Source organism: Methylobacter sp. (assembly GCF_036845245.1).
Lineage (GTDB): Bacteria > Pseudomonadota > Gammaproteobacteria > Methylococcales > Methylomonadaceae > Methylobacter_A.
Genome location: NZ_DAIUEH010000077.1, coordinates 1 through 19,058 on the forward strand (window position 1 = coordinate 1; position 19,058 = coordinate 19,058).

17 protein-coding genes are annotated in these 19,058 nt (G+C 50.9%); 15 read left to right on the forward strand and 2 right to left on the reverse strand.

Annotation, left to right across the window (positions count from 1 at the left end):
- The 10 genes from V7051_RS22755 to V7051_RS22800 form a co-directional block, all read left to right on the forward strand.
- Nucleotides 1–1,733: RHS repeat domain-containing protein (locus V7051_RS22755; RefSeq protein WP_333879020.1), on the forward strand; the 1,733-nt coding region annotated here is incomplete at its 5' end.
- Nucleotides 1,734–1,745: 12 nt separating this feature from the next.
- The gene (locus V7051_RS22760; protein ID WP_333879021.1) at nucleotides 1,746–2,162 is read left to right on the forward strand and encodes a DUF4279 domain-containing protein; all 417 of its coding nucleotides are present in this window, start codon (nucleotides 1,746–1,748) and stop codon (nucleotides 2,160–2,162) included.
- A gap of 688 nt (nucleotides 2,163–2,850) precedes the next feature.
- A complete protein-coding gene (gene wrbA, locus V7051_RS22765) occupies nucleotides 2,851–3,453 on the forward strand; it encodes an NAD(P)H:quinone oxidoreductase (protein WP_333879024.1) in 603 nt (200 codons plus the stop codon).
- 18 nt (nucleotides 3,454–3,471) lie between these two features.
- Nucleotides 3,472–4,536 (forward strand): cytochrome c oxidase subunit II, encoded by a 1,065-nt coding sequence (gene coxB, locus V7051_RS22770; RefSeq protein WP_333879025.1) that lies wholly within the window; start codon nucleotides 3,472–3,474, stop codon nucleotides 4,534–4,536.
- 10 nt (nucleotides 4,537–4,546) lie between these two features.
- Nucleotides 4,547–6,541, forward strand: coding sequence for a cytochrome c oxidase subunit I (gene ctaD / locus V7051_RS22775; protein WP_333879027.1), 1,995 nt, complete (start codon nucleotides 4,547–4,549; stop codon nucleotides 6,539–6,541).
- Nucleotides 6,534–7,145 carry a cytochrome c oxidase subunit 3 gene (locus V7051_RS22780; RefSeq protein WP_333879029.1) on the forward strand — a complete coding sequence of 204 codons (612 nt, stop codon included), beginning with the start codon at nucleotides 6,534–6,536 and terminating at the stop codon, nucleotides 7,143–7,145. The genes ctaD and V7051_RS22780 overlap by 8 nt, the downstream gene beginning before the upstream one ends.
- A complete protein-coding gene (locus V7051_RS22785) occupies nucleotides 7,142–7,576 on the forward strand; it encodes a hypothetical protein (protein ID WP_333879031.1) in 435 nt (144 codons plus the stop codon). The genes V7051_RS22780 and V7051_RS22785 overlap by 4 nt, the downstream gene beginning before the upstream one ends.
- A complete protein-coding gene (locus tag V7051_RS22790; protein WP_333879033.1) occupies nucleotides 7,558–8,901 on the forward strand; it encodes a cytochrome c in 1,344 nt (447 codons plus the stop codon). Before V7051_RS22785 ends, V7051_RS22790 begins: the two co-directional genes overlap by 19 nt.
- Before the next feature lie 616 nt (nucleotides 8,902–9,517).
- Entirely contained in the window at nucleotides 9,518–10,153 is a 636-nt protein-coding gene (locus tag V7051_RS22795) for an RNA polymerase sigma factor (RefSeq protein ID WP_333879034.1), read from the forward strand.
- The gene (locus V7051_RS22800; protein ID WP_333879037.1) at nucleotides 10,150–11,118 is read left to right on the forward strand and encodes a FecR family protein; all 969 of its coding nucleotides are present in this window, start codon (nucleotides 10,150–10,152) and stop codon (nucleotides 11,116–11,118) included. The genes V7051_RS22795 and V7051_RS22800 overlap by 4 nt, the downstream gene beginning before the upstream one ends.
- Nucleotides 11,119–11,208: 90 nt before the next feature.
- Here V7051_RS22800 and V7051_RS22805 read toward each other — a convergent pair whose 3' ends face one another.
- Entirely contained in the window at nucleotides 11,209–11,496 is a 288-nt protein-coding gene (locus V7051_RS22805; protein WP_333879039.1) for a helix-turn-helix domain-containing protein, read from the reverse strand.
- Nucleotides 11,497–11,499: 3 nt separating this feature from the next.
- On the reverse strand, nucleotides 11,500–11,814 hold the full coding sequence (locus tag V7051_RS22810) for a type II toxin-antitoxin system RelE/ParE family toxin (RefSeq protein ID WP_333879041.1): 315 nt from the start codon (nucleotides 11,812–11,814) through the stop codon (nucleotides 11,500–11,502).
- Nucleotides 11,815–12,189: 375 nt separating this feature from the next.
- Here V7051_RS22810 and V7051_RS22815 point away from each other — a divergent pair, with 375 nt between their 5' ends.
- The 5 genes from V7051_RS22815 to V7051_RS22835 all read left to right on the forward strand — a co-directional run bounded on the left by V7051_RS22815 (nucleotide 12,190) and on the right by V7051_RS22835 (nucleotide 18,948).
- Nucleotides 12,190–14,556 carry a TonB-dependent siderophore receptor gene (locus tag V7051_RS22815; protein WP_334181178.1) on the forward strand — a complete coding sequence of 789 codons (2,367 nt, stop codon included), beginning with the start codon at nucleotides 12,190–12,192 and terminating at the stop codon, nucleotides 14,554–14,556.
- A 24-nt stretch (nucleotides 14,557–14,580) separates the two neighbouring features.
- A complete protein-coding gene (locus V7051_RS22820) occupies nucleotides 14,581–15,657 on the forward strand; it encodes an ABC transporter substrate-binding protein (RefSeq protein WP_333879045.1) in 1,077 nt (358 codons plus the stop codon).
- 233 nt (nucleotides 15,658–15,890) lie between these two features.
- Nucleotides 15,891–16,886, forward strand: coding sequence for a hypothetical protein (locus V7051_RS22825; RefSeq protein WP_333879047.1), 996 nt, complete (start codon nucleotides 15,891–15,893; stop codon nucleotides 16,884–16,886).
- Between the two features lie 272 nt (nucleotides 16,887–17,158).
- The gene (locus V7051_RS22830; protein WP_333879049.1) at nucleotides 17,159–18,160 is read left to right on the forward strand and encodes a FecCD family ABC transporter permease; all 1,002 of its coding nucleotides are present in this window, start codon (nucleotides 17,159–17,161) and stop codon (nucleotides 18,158–18,160) included.
- Nucleotides 18,161–18,567: 407 nt separating this feature from the next.
- Entirely contained in the window at nucleotides 18,568–18,948 is a 381-nt protein-coding gene (locus V7051_RS22835) for an endonuclease domain-containing protein (RefSeq protein ID WP_333879051.1), read from the forward strand.
- Nucleotides 18,949–19,058: the final 110 nt, after the last annotated feature.

Below are 19,058 nucleotides of genomic sequence, written 5' to 3' on the forward strand. Positions count from 1 at the left end.
TCAATCGTATCAGCCAGATTGCCTACGACGACCAAACCGTCAACTACACCTGGGATAACTGCGCCAACGGCATTGGCCGCCTGTGCAGCGTCAGCAATAACAACAGCAGCATAACCTATAGCTACGACAACCATGGCCGCATCACCGGTAAAACTCAAAGCCAAAACCAAGGAACAACCCCGCTGACCGTCAGCCACAGCTACAACACCGCCGGGCAACGCACCGCCAGCCTCAGTCCCGGCGGTCAACAGATCTACTACCAGTGGAGCGGCAACCATATCAACGCAATACTGATCAACGGCCAGCCGCTGCTCACCCAGATCACCTACGAACCCGACGGCCAAATCAACGGCTGGCTCTGGGGCAACAATCAACAGAACGAGCGCTTTTACGACCTCGCCGGTCGTCCTGTGATCATCAGCATGGGTTTCGATGCTCAAGCCCAACTGCCAGGCAGCCGCTATTATGGCTATGACGCAGCCGGACGGCAAACCAGCGCCATCGACGACATCGACCCCAACCAAAACCAGCGCCATGAGTATGACGAACTCGACCGTCTGACCGGCAGCCAGCGCGGCGAACCGGAGCAAAACCGGATTAGCTACAGTTACGATCTCAACGGCAACCGTAGCGAAAAAATAAAAGACAACACCACCCAGTACAACTACACCACCGACGCTACCAGTAACCAACTGCAAAGCCAGAGTGGCGCACAAACCGTCAGTTACAGCTACGACCCTGCCGGAAACCTGACCGGGGATGGCACCTATAGCCACAGCTATAACGCGGCTGGGAGAAGAGTCGCCAGCACGAACACCGCAAGCGGGCAAGCCACCGGTTATGGCTACGATGCCTTAGGCCAGCGCATCACAAAAAACCTAAACGGTAGCACTATCCAGTACTTTTATGACGAACAGGGCCACCTGACTGGCGAATACGACAGCACAAGCCAGCTGATTCAGGAGATTATCTGGCTGGGCGACTTTCCGGTAGCCGTGCTGAAACCCTCAGCCACAGCAGTAACAGTAGACATCTTCTACATTCATGCCGATCATTTGGGCACGCCGAGAAAGATTACCCGGTCCAACGACAATCGCGTAGTATGGGTCTGGGAATCCGAAGCGTTCGGCAATAGCCTGCCGGATCAGAATCCTTCTGGACTCGGCAATTTCGTCTTCAACCTAAAATTTCCCGGCCAGTATTACGACCAGGAAACCGAGCTGTTTTATAATGTCTTCAGGGATTACAATCCGGCCATCGGGCGATATATTGAGAGTGATCCGATTGGGTTGGCAGGGGGCGCTAATACTTACGCCTATGTTGGGAACAACCCATTGCGCTATATCGACCCGCCTGGATTAAGCGGACAATCATCATCCCCAACATATTATGTTCCAGGTCTTCCATATGCTGTTGGCTCACCTGAAAACCAAGCCTTATCTAATTTACTAACTCAGCTCTATAAAAACGTTTCTGGTGTTGTTAATAATACGTTAGATAATATTTACAATTCAAATAATGATCTAACAAATAGTATTGGAAAAATTTCTGATGCAACTGGCTTGTCGCCTCAAGAAGTCAGGGATCGGATTCATAATGCAAAACAGAATTTGCCAAAAAGTTCAAATAAAAGAAATCCTGATTGTCAGGTTGATGTAAATACGGGTGAAATTTACCCAGAAGTACCTGGAGGTGGAACTGGCGATTCTATCGGAAATATTTTTGATGAGTAAATAAAGTAATATATGGCAACTTCTGAAAAAGAATCTAAGGTAACCTTACGAATTTCTAGTAGCGTGCATTCGTTATTAGAAATAATTGATATTATTAAAGAACAGCCTTCAAAAGGGCATGAAAAAGGAGAGCTTGTTAGTGCCAAAAGTTTAACGCCTCGATATAGGGAGGAATCTCTTTGGTTTTTAGACAGTGGTTTATCTAAAAGCTCAACAATAGATGAGCACCTATTAAAAATTTGTGAATTTATTGACGCTCATTTTGACAACTTAAAAAGTCTTGCTTCAATTGGCTGTGACATTTCATTATATTGCTGTTTTACGACATTTAATGGGCAAGGAGGATTTGTTTTAACAAATGAGGTTATTAAGAAATTCTCTGCTTTACCCATAGACATTGTGTTTGATTTTTATTCAATTGACAGTTAACTCGTAAGGTTGATTGTTGTTGACTAATTGCACAGCCATACTATCCGGTTCAAGGCCGCCGAGATCAAAAAATCGGCGGCTTATCCTCACACCTTAAAAATACTAAACACCCACAATAGCTAACCGTCCCTTCTGAATAACTGGGGTCAGAGTAAGTTTAAATTGCTGCAATACAGGTTATCTATTAATTTCAGGCAAAATAAATGGCAAGATTATGCCGTGTGGGTCCAGTAGGAATTCCCCCTTGCCCTACAGTTCACCGCTACTCGGCGCGGCATATGGGATTAAACTCGTACCACCGGCAAATTTTCTTTGCTCCTACTCGACAATACTCGTTCCTATCGCTACGTCACTCTGCTAAGTTTCTCTGATCACTGCCATTAGGTTAAGCTGAAAATAGTTTTAGCTGAATAGGCCTGGGCGCGAATTTATTCGCGCCCACGGTACAGCCTTACTACAGGCTAAAATTTATCGCCCGGTTTTCGTGCTTTTCCTGTCTTTCGTGGACAAGCTGCTTTTCTTCGAATGATATTGGTAGGTAGTGATACCAATATTCCCGTTTTTACCTACATGTTATAAATTTTCAAGTGTGAACATATCGCCGATCCAGGTCGGATACAGATCTCATTTTTCGCTGTCGCGGACGCACCAGGTTCACTGTAAAGACCACGCAATAAGGAGCTATAACATGGCAAAAATTCTCGTTCTTTACTACAGCATGTACGGACACATCGAAACGATGGCTAAAGCCGTCGCTGAAGGTGCCCGGAGCGTTGAGGGCACCGAGGTCACCATCAAGCGTGTGCCCGAGCTGGTGCCGGAAGAGGTCGCGCGAAAATCCGGCGTCAAGCTCGATCAGGAAGCACCGATTGCAACGGTGGACGAGTTGCCGGACTATGACGCGATTATTTTCGGTACGCCGACGCGTTTCGGAAACATGTGCGCGCAGATGCGCAATTTTCTCGACCGGACCGGCCGGTTGTGGGTGGAAGGGAGCTTGATAGGCAAGGTCGGCAGCGTGTTCACATCGACGGCCACTCAGCACGGCGGACAGGAAACCACGATCACCTCGTTTCATACCACTTTACTGCATCACGGCATGATTATCATGGGCGTTCCTTATTCCTGCCAGGAGATATTGAATATGAATGAAATCACCGGCGGGTCACCTTATGGCGCAAGTACGCTTGCCGCGGCGGACAATAGCCGCCAACCGTCTGAGAACGAATTAAAAATTGCCCGTTTCCAGGGAGCCCACGTTGCTAAAGTGACCAAAAAACAAGCGGCCTGACAATCTCTGGACAAGATCATGTCGAGCAAGCCAATGAACGCTTCCAAATCCGGATATCGCCAGGTTGCCGCGGGTCATTATGTGTTTTTATGCATCCTTGCGCTTGCTCCGGCCTCCACCGCATCGGCGCAAAACCAAATCGCTCCGCTTAATTATTTTTTACATAGTTACGGCCCGGCCTCAATGCCTACGATGTACTTAGGCTGGGTGTTCGCCGCGCTGTTGATTGTACTTTTTATCGTCATCGCAGTGCTTTTGGTTTGGGCCATTGTTCGTCAACGTCCCGCTGAATCTCCCCGTTCGATCGGCCGCGAAGATGAAGGCATGTCCTGGATTTATATCGGAACCGGCCTATCCACCTGTATTTTGTTTGCGCTGGTTATTTATGCTCTGATTACGCTCAATGCAGTCGCAAAGCCTGCGCATGCTCCGGCGTTAACGCTGACGGTCACAGGGTATGACTGGTGGTGGAAAGTCGAGTATGAAGATGACGATGTGACGCGCCGCTTTGTTACCGCAAACGAAATACATATTCCGGTCGGGCAGCCTGTTCTGGTCAAGTTGAAAAGCGCGGACGTTATTCATGCTTTTTGGGTGCCGGTGCTGGCCGGAAAAACGCAAATGATTCCGGGGCTGACCAATCAGCAATGGATCGAAGCCGATAGCGAAGGCATCTATTTGGGGCAATGCACGCAATATTGCGGAGTTCAACACGCGCATATGGGCTTGGAGGTTGTCGCGCAAAGCGAGGACGAATTCAGGGCATGGCAGGACGGTCAGCGTGAAACTGCCATAACGGTTGTTACTGCTGATGTTAAGGCCGGACAGAAAATTTTCCTGGATCAGTGCGCCGGTTGCCATGCGATTCGAGGCACCGAAGCGGTAGGCGCCCATGCACCCGATTTGACGCATTTGAACTCGCGTCGCCTGATTGCAGCCGGATTATTAACCAATACCCCCGATCATTTACTGCAATGGATTACCCATGCCCAGCAGCTCAAACCGGGGGCGCGTATGCCCAGCATGATGTTAACAGCGGAAGAGATGGACGCGCTGTCAGCATTTTTATCGACGCTCAACTAGGAAAGCCTGCATGACCGATGCCGCACAATATCCGCCCGACCTTAATTTCACTCGTGTGCCCGAGATAGGCGCTGCGCCAGCCGGATCGGCTGCCGAAATACGTCTTGCCGAGTTATGGGAGTCGGCTCCGGGATGGCGCGGCTGGCTGTCGACGGTTGATCATAAGGCAATAGGAATACGTTATCTTGTCACCGCATTTATATTTTTACTGATGGGCGGCGTCGAAGCGCTGATCATGCGTGTGCAACTGGCGCAGCCGGACCAAACCCTGCTAACGCCGGAACAGTACAACCAAATGTTTACGATGCACGGCGTGACGATGATTTTTTTGTATTCGTTGCCGATACTGTCGGGCTTTTCCAATTATTTATGGCCGCTTATGCTGGGTTCGCGGGATATGGCGTTTCCGCGTCTTAATGCGCTCTCTTATTGGGTTTTCCTGTTTGCCGGCATTTTTTTATATGCCAGCTTTCCTCTGGGCCAAGCGCCGAACTCGGGCTGGTTCAATTATGTGCCGCTGACCGGGCTGGAGTACAACACCGGTCCCAATATCGACGTCTATGCGCTCGGTATGGTGCTGCTGGGAATTTCCACAACGGTCGGCTCGATCAATTTTATTATCACGTTATTTAGAATGCGCGCTCCGGGTATGTCGATCGGCCGCGTGCCTATCCTCGTCTGGGGAACGTTAACCGCCTCGGTCGCCAATGTTTTTGCCGTTCCGTCAGTCAGTCTGGCGTTTTTTTTATTATGGCTGGATCGTCAAACCGGCACGCATTTTTTCGATGTGTTAAACGGGGGTAAGCCTCTGCTTTGGCAACACTTGTTCTGGATGTTCGGGCATCCATGGGTTTATGCGGTCGTGCTTCCTGCGATGGGTATCGTTTCGGATGCTCTGCCGACGTTTTGCCGACGGCCGTTAGTCGGCTACTCGGCGGTAGCGCTTTCAACAATGGCGACGATGTTGCTCGGCTTCGGCGTATGGATACATCATATGTTTGCTGCCGGCTTGCCGACGCTAGCATTGTCTTTTTTCGGCGCGACCAGCCTGGTGATTTCCATCCCCAGCGGCGTCGCTGTGTTCGCGTGGATAGCGACTATTTGGCTGGGACGCCCGGTAATTAATACACCGTTCCTGTTTTTTTCCGGTTTTGTGATCCTGTTTGTGATCGGCGGGTTTTCAGGTGTAATGACTGCGGCCGTGCCGTTGGATTTGCAGCTCAACGAAACTTATTTCATTGTCGCGCATTTGCATTACGTTTTGCTGGGCATCAATGTGTTTCCGGTCGTTGGCGGAATCTATTACTGGTTTCCCAAATTCTTCGGCCGCATGATGAATGAGAGGCTGGGTAAGTGGAGTTTCTGGGTTATGTTCATCGGCTTCAATGTGGGTTTCTTCCCGATGCATGTGGCAGGCTTGCTCGGTATGCCGCGCCGAATCTATACCTACGCGCCGCACATGGGCTGGAGTTCTGTCAATATGATCACTTCGGTTGGGTCATTCGTTTTTGCGGCCGGTATCTTGATATTCCTGGTCAATGTTCTTGTCAGTTTAAAGCGCGGAGTTTTAGCCACTGCAAATCCTTGGGATGCGCCGACGCTTGAATGGGCTGTGCCCTCGCCGCCGCCTGCTTACAATTTTGCGGTTATCCCGTTTATCGCCAGCCGTCATCCGCTCTGGGAGGACAGGCTCAATGAAAGCGAAAGCCGATCCAGCCTTGAGCGAGGCTATTTATTAATGGAAGGGCGGGAAACCATCGGCACGACGCCGCTGGATGGGATACCGGATATTATTCTCAAAATGCCGGAGGATTCTTACAGTCCGTTTTTTCTCGGACTGTTTAGTTCGCTGGTTTTTGTCGGCTTGCTGCTGCATTGGCGGGATTTTACGGTATTGATGGCTGTGGCAAGCAGCCTGTCGCTGATGGCATGGATGTGGCCGAGAAAATCCCTGGTCCAGCGCGTGCCGGACACCGAATACGATAAAGGAGTCGCTCATGGCTGAGACGATACGACTGGACCAAGCGCTGCCGGTAGGTAGCGAAGGCCGACGTTCCGGAGGCTGGTGGGGAATGCTGGCATTGATCGCCACCGAAGGTTCCCTGTTCGGCTATTTACTGTTTACCTATTTTTACCTGGCATCACAATCGGAACAGCGGTGGCCGCCCGAGGGTTTGCCCACTTTGTTCATGCCGGGCGTGAATACTTTAATATTGCTGACCAGCAGCGTGTTCGTCTGGGTCAGCGAGCGCTGCATTCAACTCAGGCAGTTATATTGGAGTCTTGCATCGATGGCGTTGGCGATTATTCTTGGCGTGTGCTTCGTCGTCATTCAACTGAATGAGTGGAGCAAAAAAAGCTACGATATGGCATCGAATCTGTACGGCTCGCTGTACTTCACGATCACCGGATTTCATATGCTGCATGTCGTTATCGGACTGGTCGTGCTGATCTCGCTTTTGCTTTGGATAGCGCTCGGTTATTTTGATCACAGACGCTACGCCGCGGTAACCATCGGCGGACTGTACTGGCATTTTGTCGATGTGGTCTGGCTGTTTGTCTTTACGACCTTGTATTTGCTGCCTTATCTTTACCAGGACGGAATATGAGCCTTTTCTTCAACCGCGATCCGTCCATTGAAGCGCCTTTCTCCGGTCGCAACCGGGTCAGCGTGATATGGCTCTGGCTGGGTTTACTCGGCGCACCGGTCGCATGGGTGGCGCAATTGCTTTTGAGCGAGCCGTTTGCGGCTTATGCCTGCTATCCCCATCAAGCTCCTTTGTCTGCGCCGATCTTGGCAGGTTTGCCGGAAATACTGACGGCGATCAGTATTGGCTGTTTCGCGCTGGGTCTGTTGTCCGGGTTTGCCGCATGGCGGTCATGGCAACAATATCAGCAAGGCCGTGCGATTAAAGCCGGCGAGGATAGAAACCGGTTTTTAATCAAGCTAAGCATCCTGTCGAACTTTATCTTCATTGTTGCGATTATATTCAACATCTTTGCCGTTTTGTTGGTGCCGCCATGCAGCTCATGGTTTTAATTATCATGGTATTGATTGTCGTCGTTAGGGGAATCATCAACAGAACGGCTATTAAGGCTTTAATCTGTATAGGCTCGGCATTTTTGTCCAGTCCGCTTATCGCGCAGCCGATCGGCCGCGCCGATATTAACCGGGGCGCTTATCTGGCGAGAGTTGGGGACTGTGTGGCTTGCCATACGGCCGGACCGCAAGCGCCGCCGTTTTCCGGAGGGGTAGGGCTCAATTCCCCTTTCGGAGAAATTTACTCGTCGAACATTACGCCGGACCCGGTCAATGGCATTGGCCGTTACACGTTGTATGATTTTAGCCGCGCAGTCCGGGACGGCATTGACAAAGACGGCAGTCGCCTCTATCCGGCGATGCCTTATCCGTCGTTCACAAGGATGACAGACGAGGATATTCGTGCGCTGTACGCCTATTTCATGAGTGCGGTGCAGCCTGTCGATTATAAGCCGCCCGAAACGAAACTGCCTTTTCCTTTCAATATACGATTGGACCTGATTTTCTGGGACGCATTCTTTGTCGAACACGAGCGCTATAAACCGCATACTGATCGTGACGCGCAATGGAATCGCGGCGCTTACCTGGTGCAGTCCCTGGGGCATTGCGGAACTTGCCATACGCCTCGGGGTTTTGCCTTCCAGGAAGTGGGCTACACCGAAGCGTCTTCGATGTATTTGACAGGAAACATTTTGGACAATTGGTTTGCGTCCAATCTCTCCGGAAATCCGGCTTCCGGATTAGGTCGATGGTCTGAAGCCGATATTGCCGCATTTTTGGCAACAGGTCACGGCGGACAGGTAACTGCATCCGGCAGCATGGTCTCCGTCATTGAAAACAGCACGCAATATTTGCATAAAGATGATCTTAATGCGATTGCGCACTACCTGAAATCTCTTCCCGTCCACGACGAAAAGGCCGCGTATAAGCCCGACCTGCCTGGTGTTGCTATCACATTATCGGCAATGGTAACCGGCGAAGTCGAGCGTCCCGGAGCCGGTCTTTACCAAGCGTTCTGCACGAAATGTCATCAGGAAACCGGCAATGGCGAAGCGGGTAAATTTCCGAAACTCGCCGGAAACTCGAGTGTTCTTTCCGAGAACGCTACGTCGCTGATTCGTGTGGTATTGGAAGGAAGCAAGACGGCGCAAACGGCAGAAGGGCCGAAGCCTCATGAAATGCCCGCTTTTGCGGAAAAGTTTTCCGACCGGCAGATTGCCGAAGTGCTTAGCTTTATACGTAACAGCTGGGGTAATCAGGCGTCCAGGGTCACGCCGCGTCAAGTCGCATCGCTACGGCGCAAGCTGCAAAAAAACCGTAATTAACTACTCGGTGGAGTGACATACAATGACCGTAGATGAATATGACGAAATGAATAATGAAAGCTACCGGGTAACTTTGAATCATCACCGGCGGTAAAACGAGAAACAAAGCTATTCCGTTCAGGGTTCGACAAGGTTCTCCTGAGTGTAGCCAAAGCCTGCCATAAACTTGTCAAATAGGGCTCACCGCGGACGGAATTAAAAACTTACCGTTCGCACTATCCCCCTGCAAGGCTTACCTGCCTTTGTGGCATCTTGCGCTTCGTTCATTTGTCAACGAGTCGATAATGATCTATCTACAAAGTGAAAATAATATGCCGCTAAATATCCGCATTATCGTGTAAAAATGCTGCAACAAGTTGATTTGTCCAAAATATTTAAAATAAATCATCTAGGCAATAGCCTAATTCGTTAATAGTTTCTCTCTCTTAATCGAACGAGAACAGCTTCGAGAAAGATACCTTAAAGGTTTGATGTGTTTCGCTATATACAATAGTATACATCGATGCGTTATCAACCGCTTTGCCTAAACCATTATTGTTCAGGTATTGTGATATTTAGGGGAAATCATGTCATCACGAACTCATTGTTTGCCGAATCCATACTACCAGTTTGCTCAATGCGAAAAATTTCCCAACTCGGGCAGATCGTACACGCAACAGTCTATTCGTACGAACGAACTGCAAGAGTGACGATACCGCATCCGGTTTCAGCAATGACAGCCGTATTTCAAGCTGCAACAGGGCCAACTTGGAACGGCGTGGATTTGAATTGGGCCTATACCGATCTGTTACCCAGCATCCACAACCGGACAAAATGCCTGCAACGCGCTGAGGATGTACTCCACGATGCGTTGCTCAGGCTCGCATTGATCGATAAAGGCGAGACGATCAAGCAGCCCCATGCCTATTTGCGCGTCATCGTCCGTTCCGTATTGGCCAATCAGTTTAATGCCGACGCCCGTTTCATCGATTTGCCGGACATTAAGGACGAGGACAGCAAAATCATTACCGATAGAGGCGAGTTCGCGCCCTCCGCCGAACACCTGGCGGAACTGCACCAACGGCTTCAGGCCGCGCAACGCATACTGGATTGCCTGCCGCCGCGCTGCCGGGAAGTCTTCTGGCTGTTTCGTATCGAAGGCTATACCCAGCCGGAAATCGCCGTGAAGCTCGGTATTACCGTCAAAATAGTTGAACGTCATGTGATGCGGGCGCTGATCGACATCCGCACCGCCCGCGAAGCGATGGCATGAGCAAAGTCAGGACGGACGCCGCGCGCTGGTTCGCGCGCATGCAGGGCGCGAAGACGGATCACCCCGATCGCGAGCGTTTCAAAGCCTGGTTGGTTGAGCACCCGTCCCATGCTGCCGAGTACGCGGCATTTGTCGAGTTATGGAAAGAATTCGATTCGACTGCGCAATGCACTGCGTTGGCGGAAGTCATGGAAAAACGCCAAGAAAACCATCGCCAAAGCCGCCGCCGCCTGTTGAAATACGGCGCCGTCAGTTTATTGGTGGCCGGAACCGCAGGCGAAGCAGTCTATTACCGGCAGCTAACGCCCTATTGGCAACTGGCGTGGCAAACCGGAATCGGACAACGCTCAAACCAGTCCTTGCAGGATGGCAGCACCTTGGTTTTGAATGCAGCTACCGATCTCGAAGTGGCCTTTAGCCGCGCGGAACGCAAAGTGCATTTGCTTCGAGGCGAGGTTATTTTCGATGTAGCCAAAGACGCCGAGCGTCCCTTTATCGTTAACAGCGATGCGGCGCGTATCACCGTATTGGGTACCCGCTTCGCAGTCAGCCGTCTGAGCGACCGGATCCGGGTTAGCGTCGAACACGGCTCGGTACGCGTGGAAACCGGCCCCTTCTGGAATCGCCGCCATCTGCAACTGGAAGCCGGACAGGTAGCGGAAGTGCTCATCGCTAACGGCGAAGCCGGCAGACCGCAAAATATCAATCGCAAAGCCGAAGACGGATTTGCTTTTGAACGCGGCGTTATCGTTTTCGACCGGGCCAATCTGACCGAGATTGCCGAAACCCTGTCCCGCTACCGCAAGGAACCGGTTCGCGTCTTACCTGGCAGACCCGGAGCCGTTCCGCGTATCAATGCTGTTGTACAGTCTGCGGACGTAGAAAGCTTTCTGCGCTTATTGCCGAACATTGCTCCGGTTCTCGTCAGTCATGGGCAAAACGAGGTTCGACTTAGCGCACTCTGAAATTTTTTCTGGTACGGGGGATTTGGAATGCCCTTTGCCCCATCTCCTTTGAGAGCGAAGGTTGGGATAAAGAGTAAATCCGACTCATCATTACGCCGCATCTCCCATCTCTATGCGAACGTGAATGCCTACTTTCGCGGCCAAAGTCAGCAGCATGTCCACGCTAAACTTTTTCCAATGACCTCTAACCAAGTCAGAAACCCGCGCCTGAGTAATGCCCAGCCGTTCGGCAGCTTCGGTTTGAGTCAAACCGTTTTCATTAATCCATAGTCTAAGACAGGCCATCAACTCGGAACGAAATTGCAGAACTTCCGCTTCATGGGGCGGAAAGCCCAATGCCAGAAAAACATTTTCACCTGCCTTGACAGTATCGGACATGAGTCATCCTCCAATTTGTTTATAACGGGTTCGCGCTAATTCGATGTCGGACAACGCGGTTTGTTGACTTTTCTTTTGGAAACAGTGCAACACATAGACGCCTTCAGGACGAGTTGCCAGATAGATGATACGGAAAGCGCCACCGGCTCTAACCCTGATTTCACGGACACCCGGTCCGATATTTGGCATGGGCTTCCAATTTGAAGGCTCTAATCCAAATTGCACTTGGTGCAGCTCAATGCCGACATCACGCCTTGCCGATACCGGAAAGTTTCGCAAATCGGCTTTGCTTGTTCCTAAGAAAATAAGATTTTTCATTATTCATAATATATAAAAATTTATATAATTATACAAGAAATCATATAACCCCAGTCATCGACCGTCTTTATATACCCTACCCATCGTACATCAAAATTCGGCACCTTTACGCCCTTTCCTCAAGTTAAGTTAAGATCCTTGGCCCCTTCTCCATCAGGAGAGGGAGCCAAGTCGACTTGCAACTCATTGTATTTATAATATAAAAAAAGTTGTGTAGATACTTATGCTCTTCAGGGAAAAGGCTGGGATGAGGGAATCAATACAGAGTTTTTTCTTTGAAAATTTTTCTAAAAATGGACGGGGGGGATTTGGGTCTCAAAACGGTCAATGACACAGCAAGACGCGTTATTTACCATACTAAACAGCGAGCAGAATATGAACCTACTACCCACATCCCCTAATTGGCGGCCGGTTGCCGGTCTGGTCTTAAGCCTTTCAACGGCGGCAGTCGAAGCCGAACCGATCAATTTCAATATACCGGTTCAGGGACTGGGCGAATCCATCAAGCGATTCGCCCAGCAAACGGGTTTGACCGTGGCCGTCGATAGCGCCCTGATAGCTGGCCGGACAGCGCCTGCCGTGCAGGGTAACCTTGAACCCGAGGCGGCTTTGAAGCAATTATTGGCAGGTAGTGGCTTGACGGTGAGTGTGCAAGGTAATCATGCTTTGATTAGCAAGCAGAGCGGGGATACCCATCTTAAGGAAGTGGCGGTGGTCGGACAACAACCTCTTGACGGCAGTCCCGAAGCAGGATACCGGGTCGATAAGATCACAGCCGTTGGGCCTTTCACGAATTTAAAACTGCAAGATGCGCCTTATTCGATGACGATTCTATCGAAGGACTTTCTCGATAACACCCAAGCCTATGCAACCCCCGGCGGATTCGCCGACAAATTGCCTTCATACCAACATAGTTACACTGACCAAAGACCGATTACAGGCGTTGGCAACTTTCGCGGTATTTCGGGTACAGCCCAGCAGCTCATCGAAGGATTGCCGTTACTGACTACGTCAAATATCTTGTTTTTGGAACCCTATGAACGTGTCGAAGCCATGTCCAGCGTTTCGGGATTTATGTACGGCATAGGCGGAAGCGGCGGTAAATTCAACTATGTGCTTAAGCGCCCGACAGCCCGTCCAGTCAACAATATTACCCTGGGCTTTCCCAACGGCACTTCGTTCTACGGGCATGCCGAGCTGGGAGGAATGCGCCAAGATGGCCGCTTGGGATACCGCTTCAATATTGCCGGGCAAGACGGAGATACGCGTGTCGATGACCAAAGTGTACGCAAATTCCTGGTTAGCACAGCTGTCGATTACCAAATTTCGGATTGGGCGCTGCTTCAGCTCGACGGCGCTTACTCCAACTATCACCAAAACCAGCTTCCGCCGACCTGGAATCCTGCCAATGGCGACAGCAACATCCATCATCCCAGCGCTCCCGACTCCACAAAAAACTGGGGGCAACCTTGGACTTATGCCGATACCAGTACCGGCAGCGTCGGCGCGAATCTCAAGCTTGACCTGTCAAAGAATATCACCTCCAGATCATCGCTTAGATATATCGACACGCCTTACGACAGCATATACATAAGCAATTCTATACAACCTAATGGCACTTATACCGAACTAGCTCTTGAATTAAAAAACTACGATAGGAGCCAATGGGGAGGCTATCAATTATTTGACATCAAATTCAATACCTTTTCGATAAGCCACACCTTAACGATTGGATTTAGCGGATACGGTTATCAGGAAGAGGACGCCAAAGATTATGTTAAAACTGGATTATTACCGGGTGTTTTTTCGCTTTCCACTCCCCGCTATGTCTCTAATCCGAATTTTGTCGTCGGCACTCAAGCGACTTACGTGCCGACGGAAATATCCCTGCATAACTGGATAGCCGGAGACCAAATCGAATTCAATAAGCAATGGTCGGCCATCGTAGGTGCCGCATATTCTTCCATTGAGCAAAATGGTTACAACACAGATGGGGCAATGACTTCACATTATGAAGCCGGAGCGGCAACGCCTACCGCAGCGCTTACTTTCAAGCCAATGGACTGGTTGACGACCTATGTTTCTTATGGTGAAGGCTTGCAACAAGGTTTGCTGGTATCGGGCGCGCAATTTACCAATAACGGCGCCGTGCTGCCGCCCTATCTGAGACAACAAACCGAGTTGGGCGCGAAGGCGACGCTCGGCAATACGTTGCTCAGCCTGGCGCTCTTCAATATTGATAGCGCGCTTCAGTATTCGGTGAATAACGGTAACGGAACCTTCACTTACAAGCAGGACGGACAGCAGCAAAATCAGGGCATTGAAACAACGATTACCGGTGAACTGATGCCGGGATTTCGCGTTTTGGGCGGCTTCACTTTTTTGGATGCGACCGTTACCAAAAACGCATCCAATCCGGCTTATGTGGGTAAAAGAGCCGTGGGTGTTGCCGAGCAATTGGTCAAGCTAACCGCTGAATACGATCTCCCGCCGGTACGCGGGCTTACCTTGACCGGCGGCGCTTACTATACGAGCGATATTTATGCGGACCAGCTCAATCTTGATCGTATAGACGGGCATACCACGTACGATGCGGGCTTACGCTATACGGTGCCGTTGGCGAAGCATCCCATTACCTTTCGCTTAAACGCCAGTAATATTACCGACAACCGCTATTGGCTTGGCGCTTTTACACTCGGCGATTCTCTCCGCATCTCGGGTTCGGCCCAAATCAATTTCTAAGATGCGCGACGGGCGGCTAAATTGATGCTAAACCCTGTCTTGCTTTTAGTGTTGTGGGCACTCGCGTTGTCTTTTTTGCTCGCGGTCGGATTGGCGCCTCCGGAGGTGATCAGGACAATCCCACCCAATACAGAGAGTCGTTTATTAATCGACATGGCCGGGAGAAGCGTTTGGCTGAAAAATACCCCGCCCTCAAGGGTTATCGCGCTTGGACATTTTTTGCCTATTTATACAACCCTGGATTTCGGTGCAGAGCATGTCATCGCATTGGTAGGGCGCAAGTTTACTGCGGAAGGGGCGCTTGAGCGCATCTATCCGCGCATTGCCGAACTGCCGCAAATCAGTGGCGTTCTTGATGTCGAAAGGGTCATGATATTGGCGCCTGATGCGGTATTGACGTTTAAAGGCGATTCGGCGGAGATGCTCGAAAAAGTGGGGTTGTCTGGGGTGTTTGAATTGACTTTACCTGAAACATTACTCCAAAAGAGTGTTTGGCGTTACTGGATGGCATTCGGACAGGTCAGCGCTAAAGAAAACCGGGCACAGGCAATTCTGGAACGCTATGAAGCAACCTTGCCAACTATCAAGACTGCGGCAACTCGGCAATCCCCGGTGCGGGTTTTATCGCTTTGGTTTTTCAACGGAACTTGGTCGATATGCGGGAAAACCTGTTATCTGACGCCGGTACTTGAATTGGCCGGCGCGGCGAATATAGCCGAGCGGAATCGATTCCCGCTAGGCGATGTGGAACAGATCATGAAAATGGATCCCGATGTCATTCTTATCGGTTACGAAATAGGAAGCAAGACGGGACCTGGGCATCTGTTCGAAGCGCCTGAATGGCAAGGTGTTCGAGCCGTCCGGGACAGGCGCGTTTACCTGATGCCGGTTCATTCCTTTTATAACTGGCCTGTCGATATTGCTTTACTCGCAGGCTGGATGCAAGAAGTCTTCTACCCTGGTGCAGCTAAGACGACTCGTTTAGCGTTCAAGGATGCCTATAGGGATGTTTATCGATATAGTTTGAGCGACCACGAAATTGACCGGGCGTTATTTATTGAAGAGAACGGCAAATCCGAAGGATACGGGCGTTTTAAATAACAATTATAGAACATGAAGCGGGTAAAGTGACGAAAAGCTCTCTCCCTTCGAGCAGTGTGTAGGATGTGCTGAGGTACGAAGCGCATCAATCGCGTAGGATGCGATTCACTTTGTTCAGCACATCCTACGCACTCCCTGAGGGAAAAGGAGCAAATGTCGCTTTACCCGCTTCTGCTTCTATGCCACAGAACAGAAAATTTTTTGATTAACTTAAATATTTAGAGGTGTTATTGATGAAACTGGAAGCCGATTGCAAACTGATTTCCACTATCCAAGGCTGGAATCCTATGCAGCATTTACGTATTAATTCGGGTATCGAGATGACCAGGCCGACTCTTTGGGAAGGCGCCGGTAGCGAAAATTATTGCTATAACACGAATGTCGGCGTGTATACACCGAAAACGGATTGGCGGCCTCTGGAGTCCGCTGAATTATTCAAGCTGATCGGCATCACTGACGGTGAGGATTTCCCAACGACCATCCAGCTGCTGCAAATCCCCGACACTTTGCTGACTAGAGGCCGCGAATGTATTAACGAGCATATTAAAAATGGAACGGCTGAGAAACCCCTGGATTTTTTTCTCAATGTATCAGAGAAACTGGTTCCCGAATTCATCGCCGAATTGAATGAATGGGTTTTTGAAAATATTTGCACCCATTCCGGCTGGTGCGACATTGGCACGGTGTTCCGTTTCCCCAACCAAGTATTTAAAGGCTGGGCAACACAAGCTTCCTCAACCGGGTGGGGAGGTTTGCATATAGACTTATGGGGGCCGTCGCCGCGCCGCCAAATGCAGTCTGGCTATCACGGTTCGCGACTTATTTTGAATCTTGGCGAAGAAGACCGGCAATTCGTTTTTATGAATCTTCGGGTTGCTACCATGGTGCAAGAGCATTCAGAAATTTTTGAGCCGCCCCATATCGCGCCGCTGAAAGAGTTATTGCTAGATAGAGGTTTACGTTTGGTTGGCGATGCGTTTATGGAAATGTATCCTGATTATCCGGTCATTTCTGTAACCTTGAAGCCCGGTTGGGGCTATTTCGCGCCCACTACCAGCGTGTTACATGACGGCTATCTTGGTGAAATGAAGCTGATTACCCCCGACGTAACTCTGCGAACCGGGCACCCCAAAGCCGAAATGCGCAAGGGCCAGGAACCGTGGATTGCACCGACATACCTGTCTGCTTGGCGTCAAGCCTGTTTGCAACAGATAGAGAGGCTGCTGTGATGACAACCGGAGCGGGTATGCGGTTTATGCCTGACATTGTCCTGTTTCAATATGAAGAGGAGCTTTGAATATCGAAATGTCGGGTAACGAAAAGCGTTGTCGGTCTACAAAATGGAAGCAAGCGGGGAACGAATATTTTGTCATTTTTTAAACCATTATTTTCTAGTATGAAGCTATCAGCATGTTTTCGACATTCGGCCGCCGTTCGGCGGCAGGGACAAAGCAACGGCTCTCCAGGCGTTAATCGTTGCTCAGGTTTTAAATCGGCCGATATGCTGATCATGGGCTTGTTCGGCGGATTACTCGTTTTGGCCGTGTTTTCGCTGACGCTGGGCCGCTATCCGGTGCCGGTGGCCGACATCGTCCGCATCGTGCTGAGCACCGGCCTGAACGAAGCACGTCCTTACACCGACACCCAGTGGGTGGTGATTGAAATCGTGCGCCTGCCGCGCATTCTGCTGGTCACGCTGTGCGGCATGGGCTTGGCGATGGCCGGAGCGTCGATGCAGGGGGTGTTCCGCAATCCGCTGGTGGGGCCGGAGGTGTGCGGCGTGTCGGCCGGGGCGTCGTTCGGCGGCGTGTTGGCGATCATGCTGGGCTGGTCGGCAATGGGCACGGTGGCGCTGGCTTTTACCTTCGGGCTGGGGGCCTTGGCCGCGGCTTTCGGACTGGCTCGGCTGGCGGGGCAAAGCGGCGCCTTGTCCCTGGTGCTGGCCGGCGTGATCATCGGCGCTTTTTTCGGGGCTTTGGTGGGGTTGGCGCAATATGTGGCCGACCCGCAGACCAAGCTGCCGTCCATCGTCTATTGGCTGCTGGGCAGTTTCGCCGGGACGACGTATGACAAGGTGGCCCTGGTCGCCGGGGTAACGCTGGCCGCGGGCAGTCTGTTGCTGGCCTTGCGCTGGCGCATCAATCTGTTGTCTTTGGGCCAGACGGATGCCGAGGCGCTGGGCGTCAATGTCGAGTGGTTGCGCTGGGGCGTGGTCGCGCTGGTGTCGTTGCTGGTAGCAACACAGGTTTCGGTCAGCGGCGGGGTCGGCTGGGTGGGGCTGATCGTTCCGCACCTGGCCCGGATGCTGGTGGGGCCGGAGCATTCCCGGCTGTTGCCTGCTTCGGCCCTGCTCGGCGGTCTGTATTTGCTGGCGATGGATGACTTGGCCCGTGCCGCGACCGAGCAGGAAATCCCGATCGGTTTGCTGACGGCGTTGATCGGCACGCCGGTGTTTGCGCTGCTGTTCTGGAAACTGCAAGCCAAGGGCTGGAGCCATGATTGAGGGTTGATCGAATGATAGGGGTTCTTTTCTTATGGGCGTTTTTTATGATGATTTTGGCGATGAGTTATTTGATCCCCTCACCCCAGCCCTCTCCCGGAGGGAGAGGGGGGGAAAGCACTGTAATCTGTACCTGTGTAGAATCCATCCACGCAAGTTATGTTTATGATAAACAGTATAAATTACAGCGACAATCAGCCCCCTCTCCCTCAGGGAGAGGGTTGGGGTGAGGGGAATAAAACCGCAATCTGTACCTATGCCGACCCCATTCACGCAAGTTATGTTGATGACAAAGACTATAAATCACAACGACAACCGGCCCCCTCTCCCTTAGGGATGCCTACATGGATGTAGGTAGTAGAGCAACGCAGGAGCAGTTGCCGAGAGGGTTGGGGTGAGGGGAAATCAAAATGGGAATTCCGCAGAAATCATTAGCGAGAGCATTACGTATCAACCAGACCGATGCCGAACGGCTGATCTGGAATCAGCTGAGAAACCGGCGCATGGTAGGCTGTAAGTTTCGCAGACAACAGATAATCGGTCCTTATATTGCCGATTTTCTATGCATGGAGCCGAAGTTGGTGATCGAGCTGGATGGCGGTCAACATTTACAGCAACAGGCAAGTGATGAGCAGCGAACGCAATACTTGCAGAAACTGGGCTATAAAGTATTGCGTTTCTGGAATCATGAGGTGTTGCGTGAAACTCAAGCGGTGCTGGATGCTATCCGTTTGGAAATAATTAATTTGATCCCCTCACCCCGGCCCTCTCCCGGAGGGAGAGGGGGATAAAACACGGTGATCTGTACCTGTATCGAATACATTCAGGCAAGTTATATTTATGACCAAGACTCCAAATCGCAGCAACGACATTACCGAAATTTAAGGACCGACTGTATGAC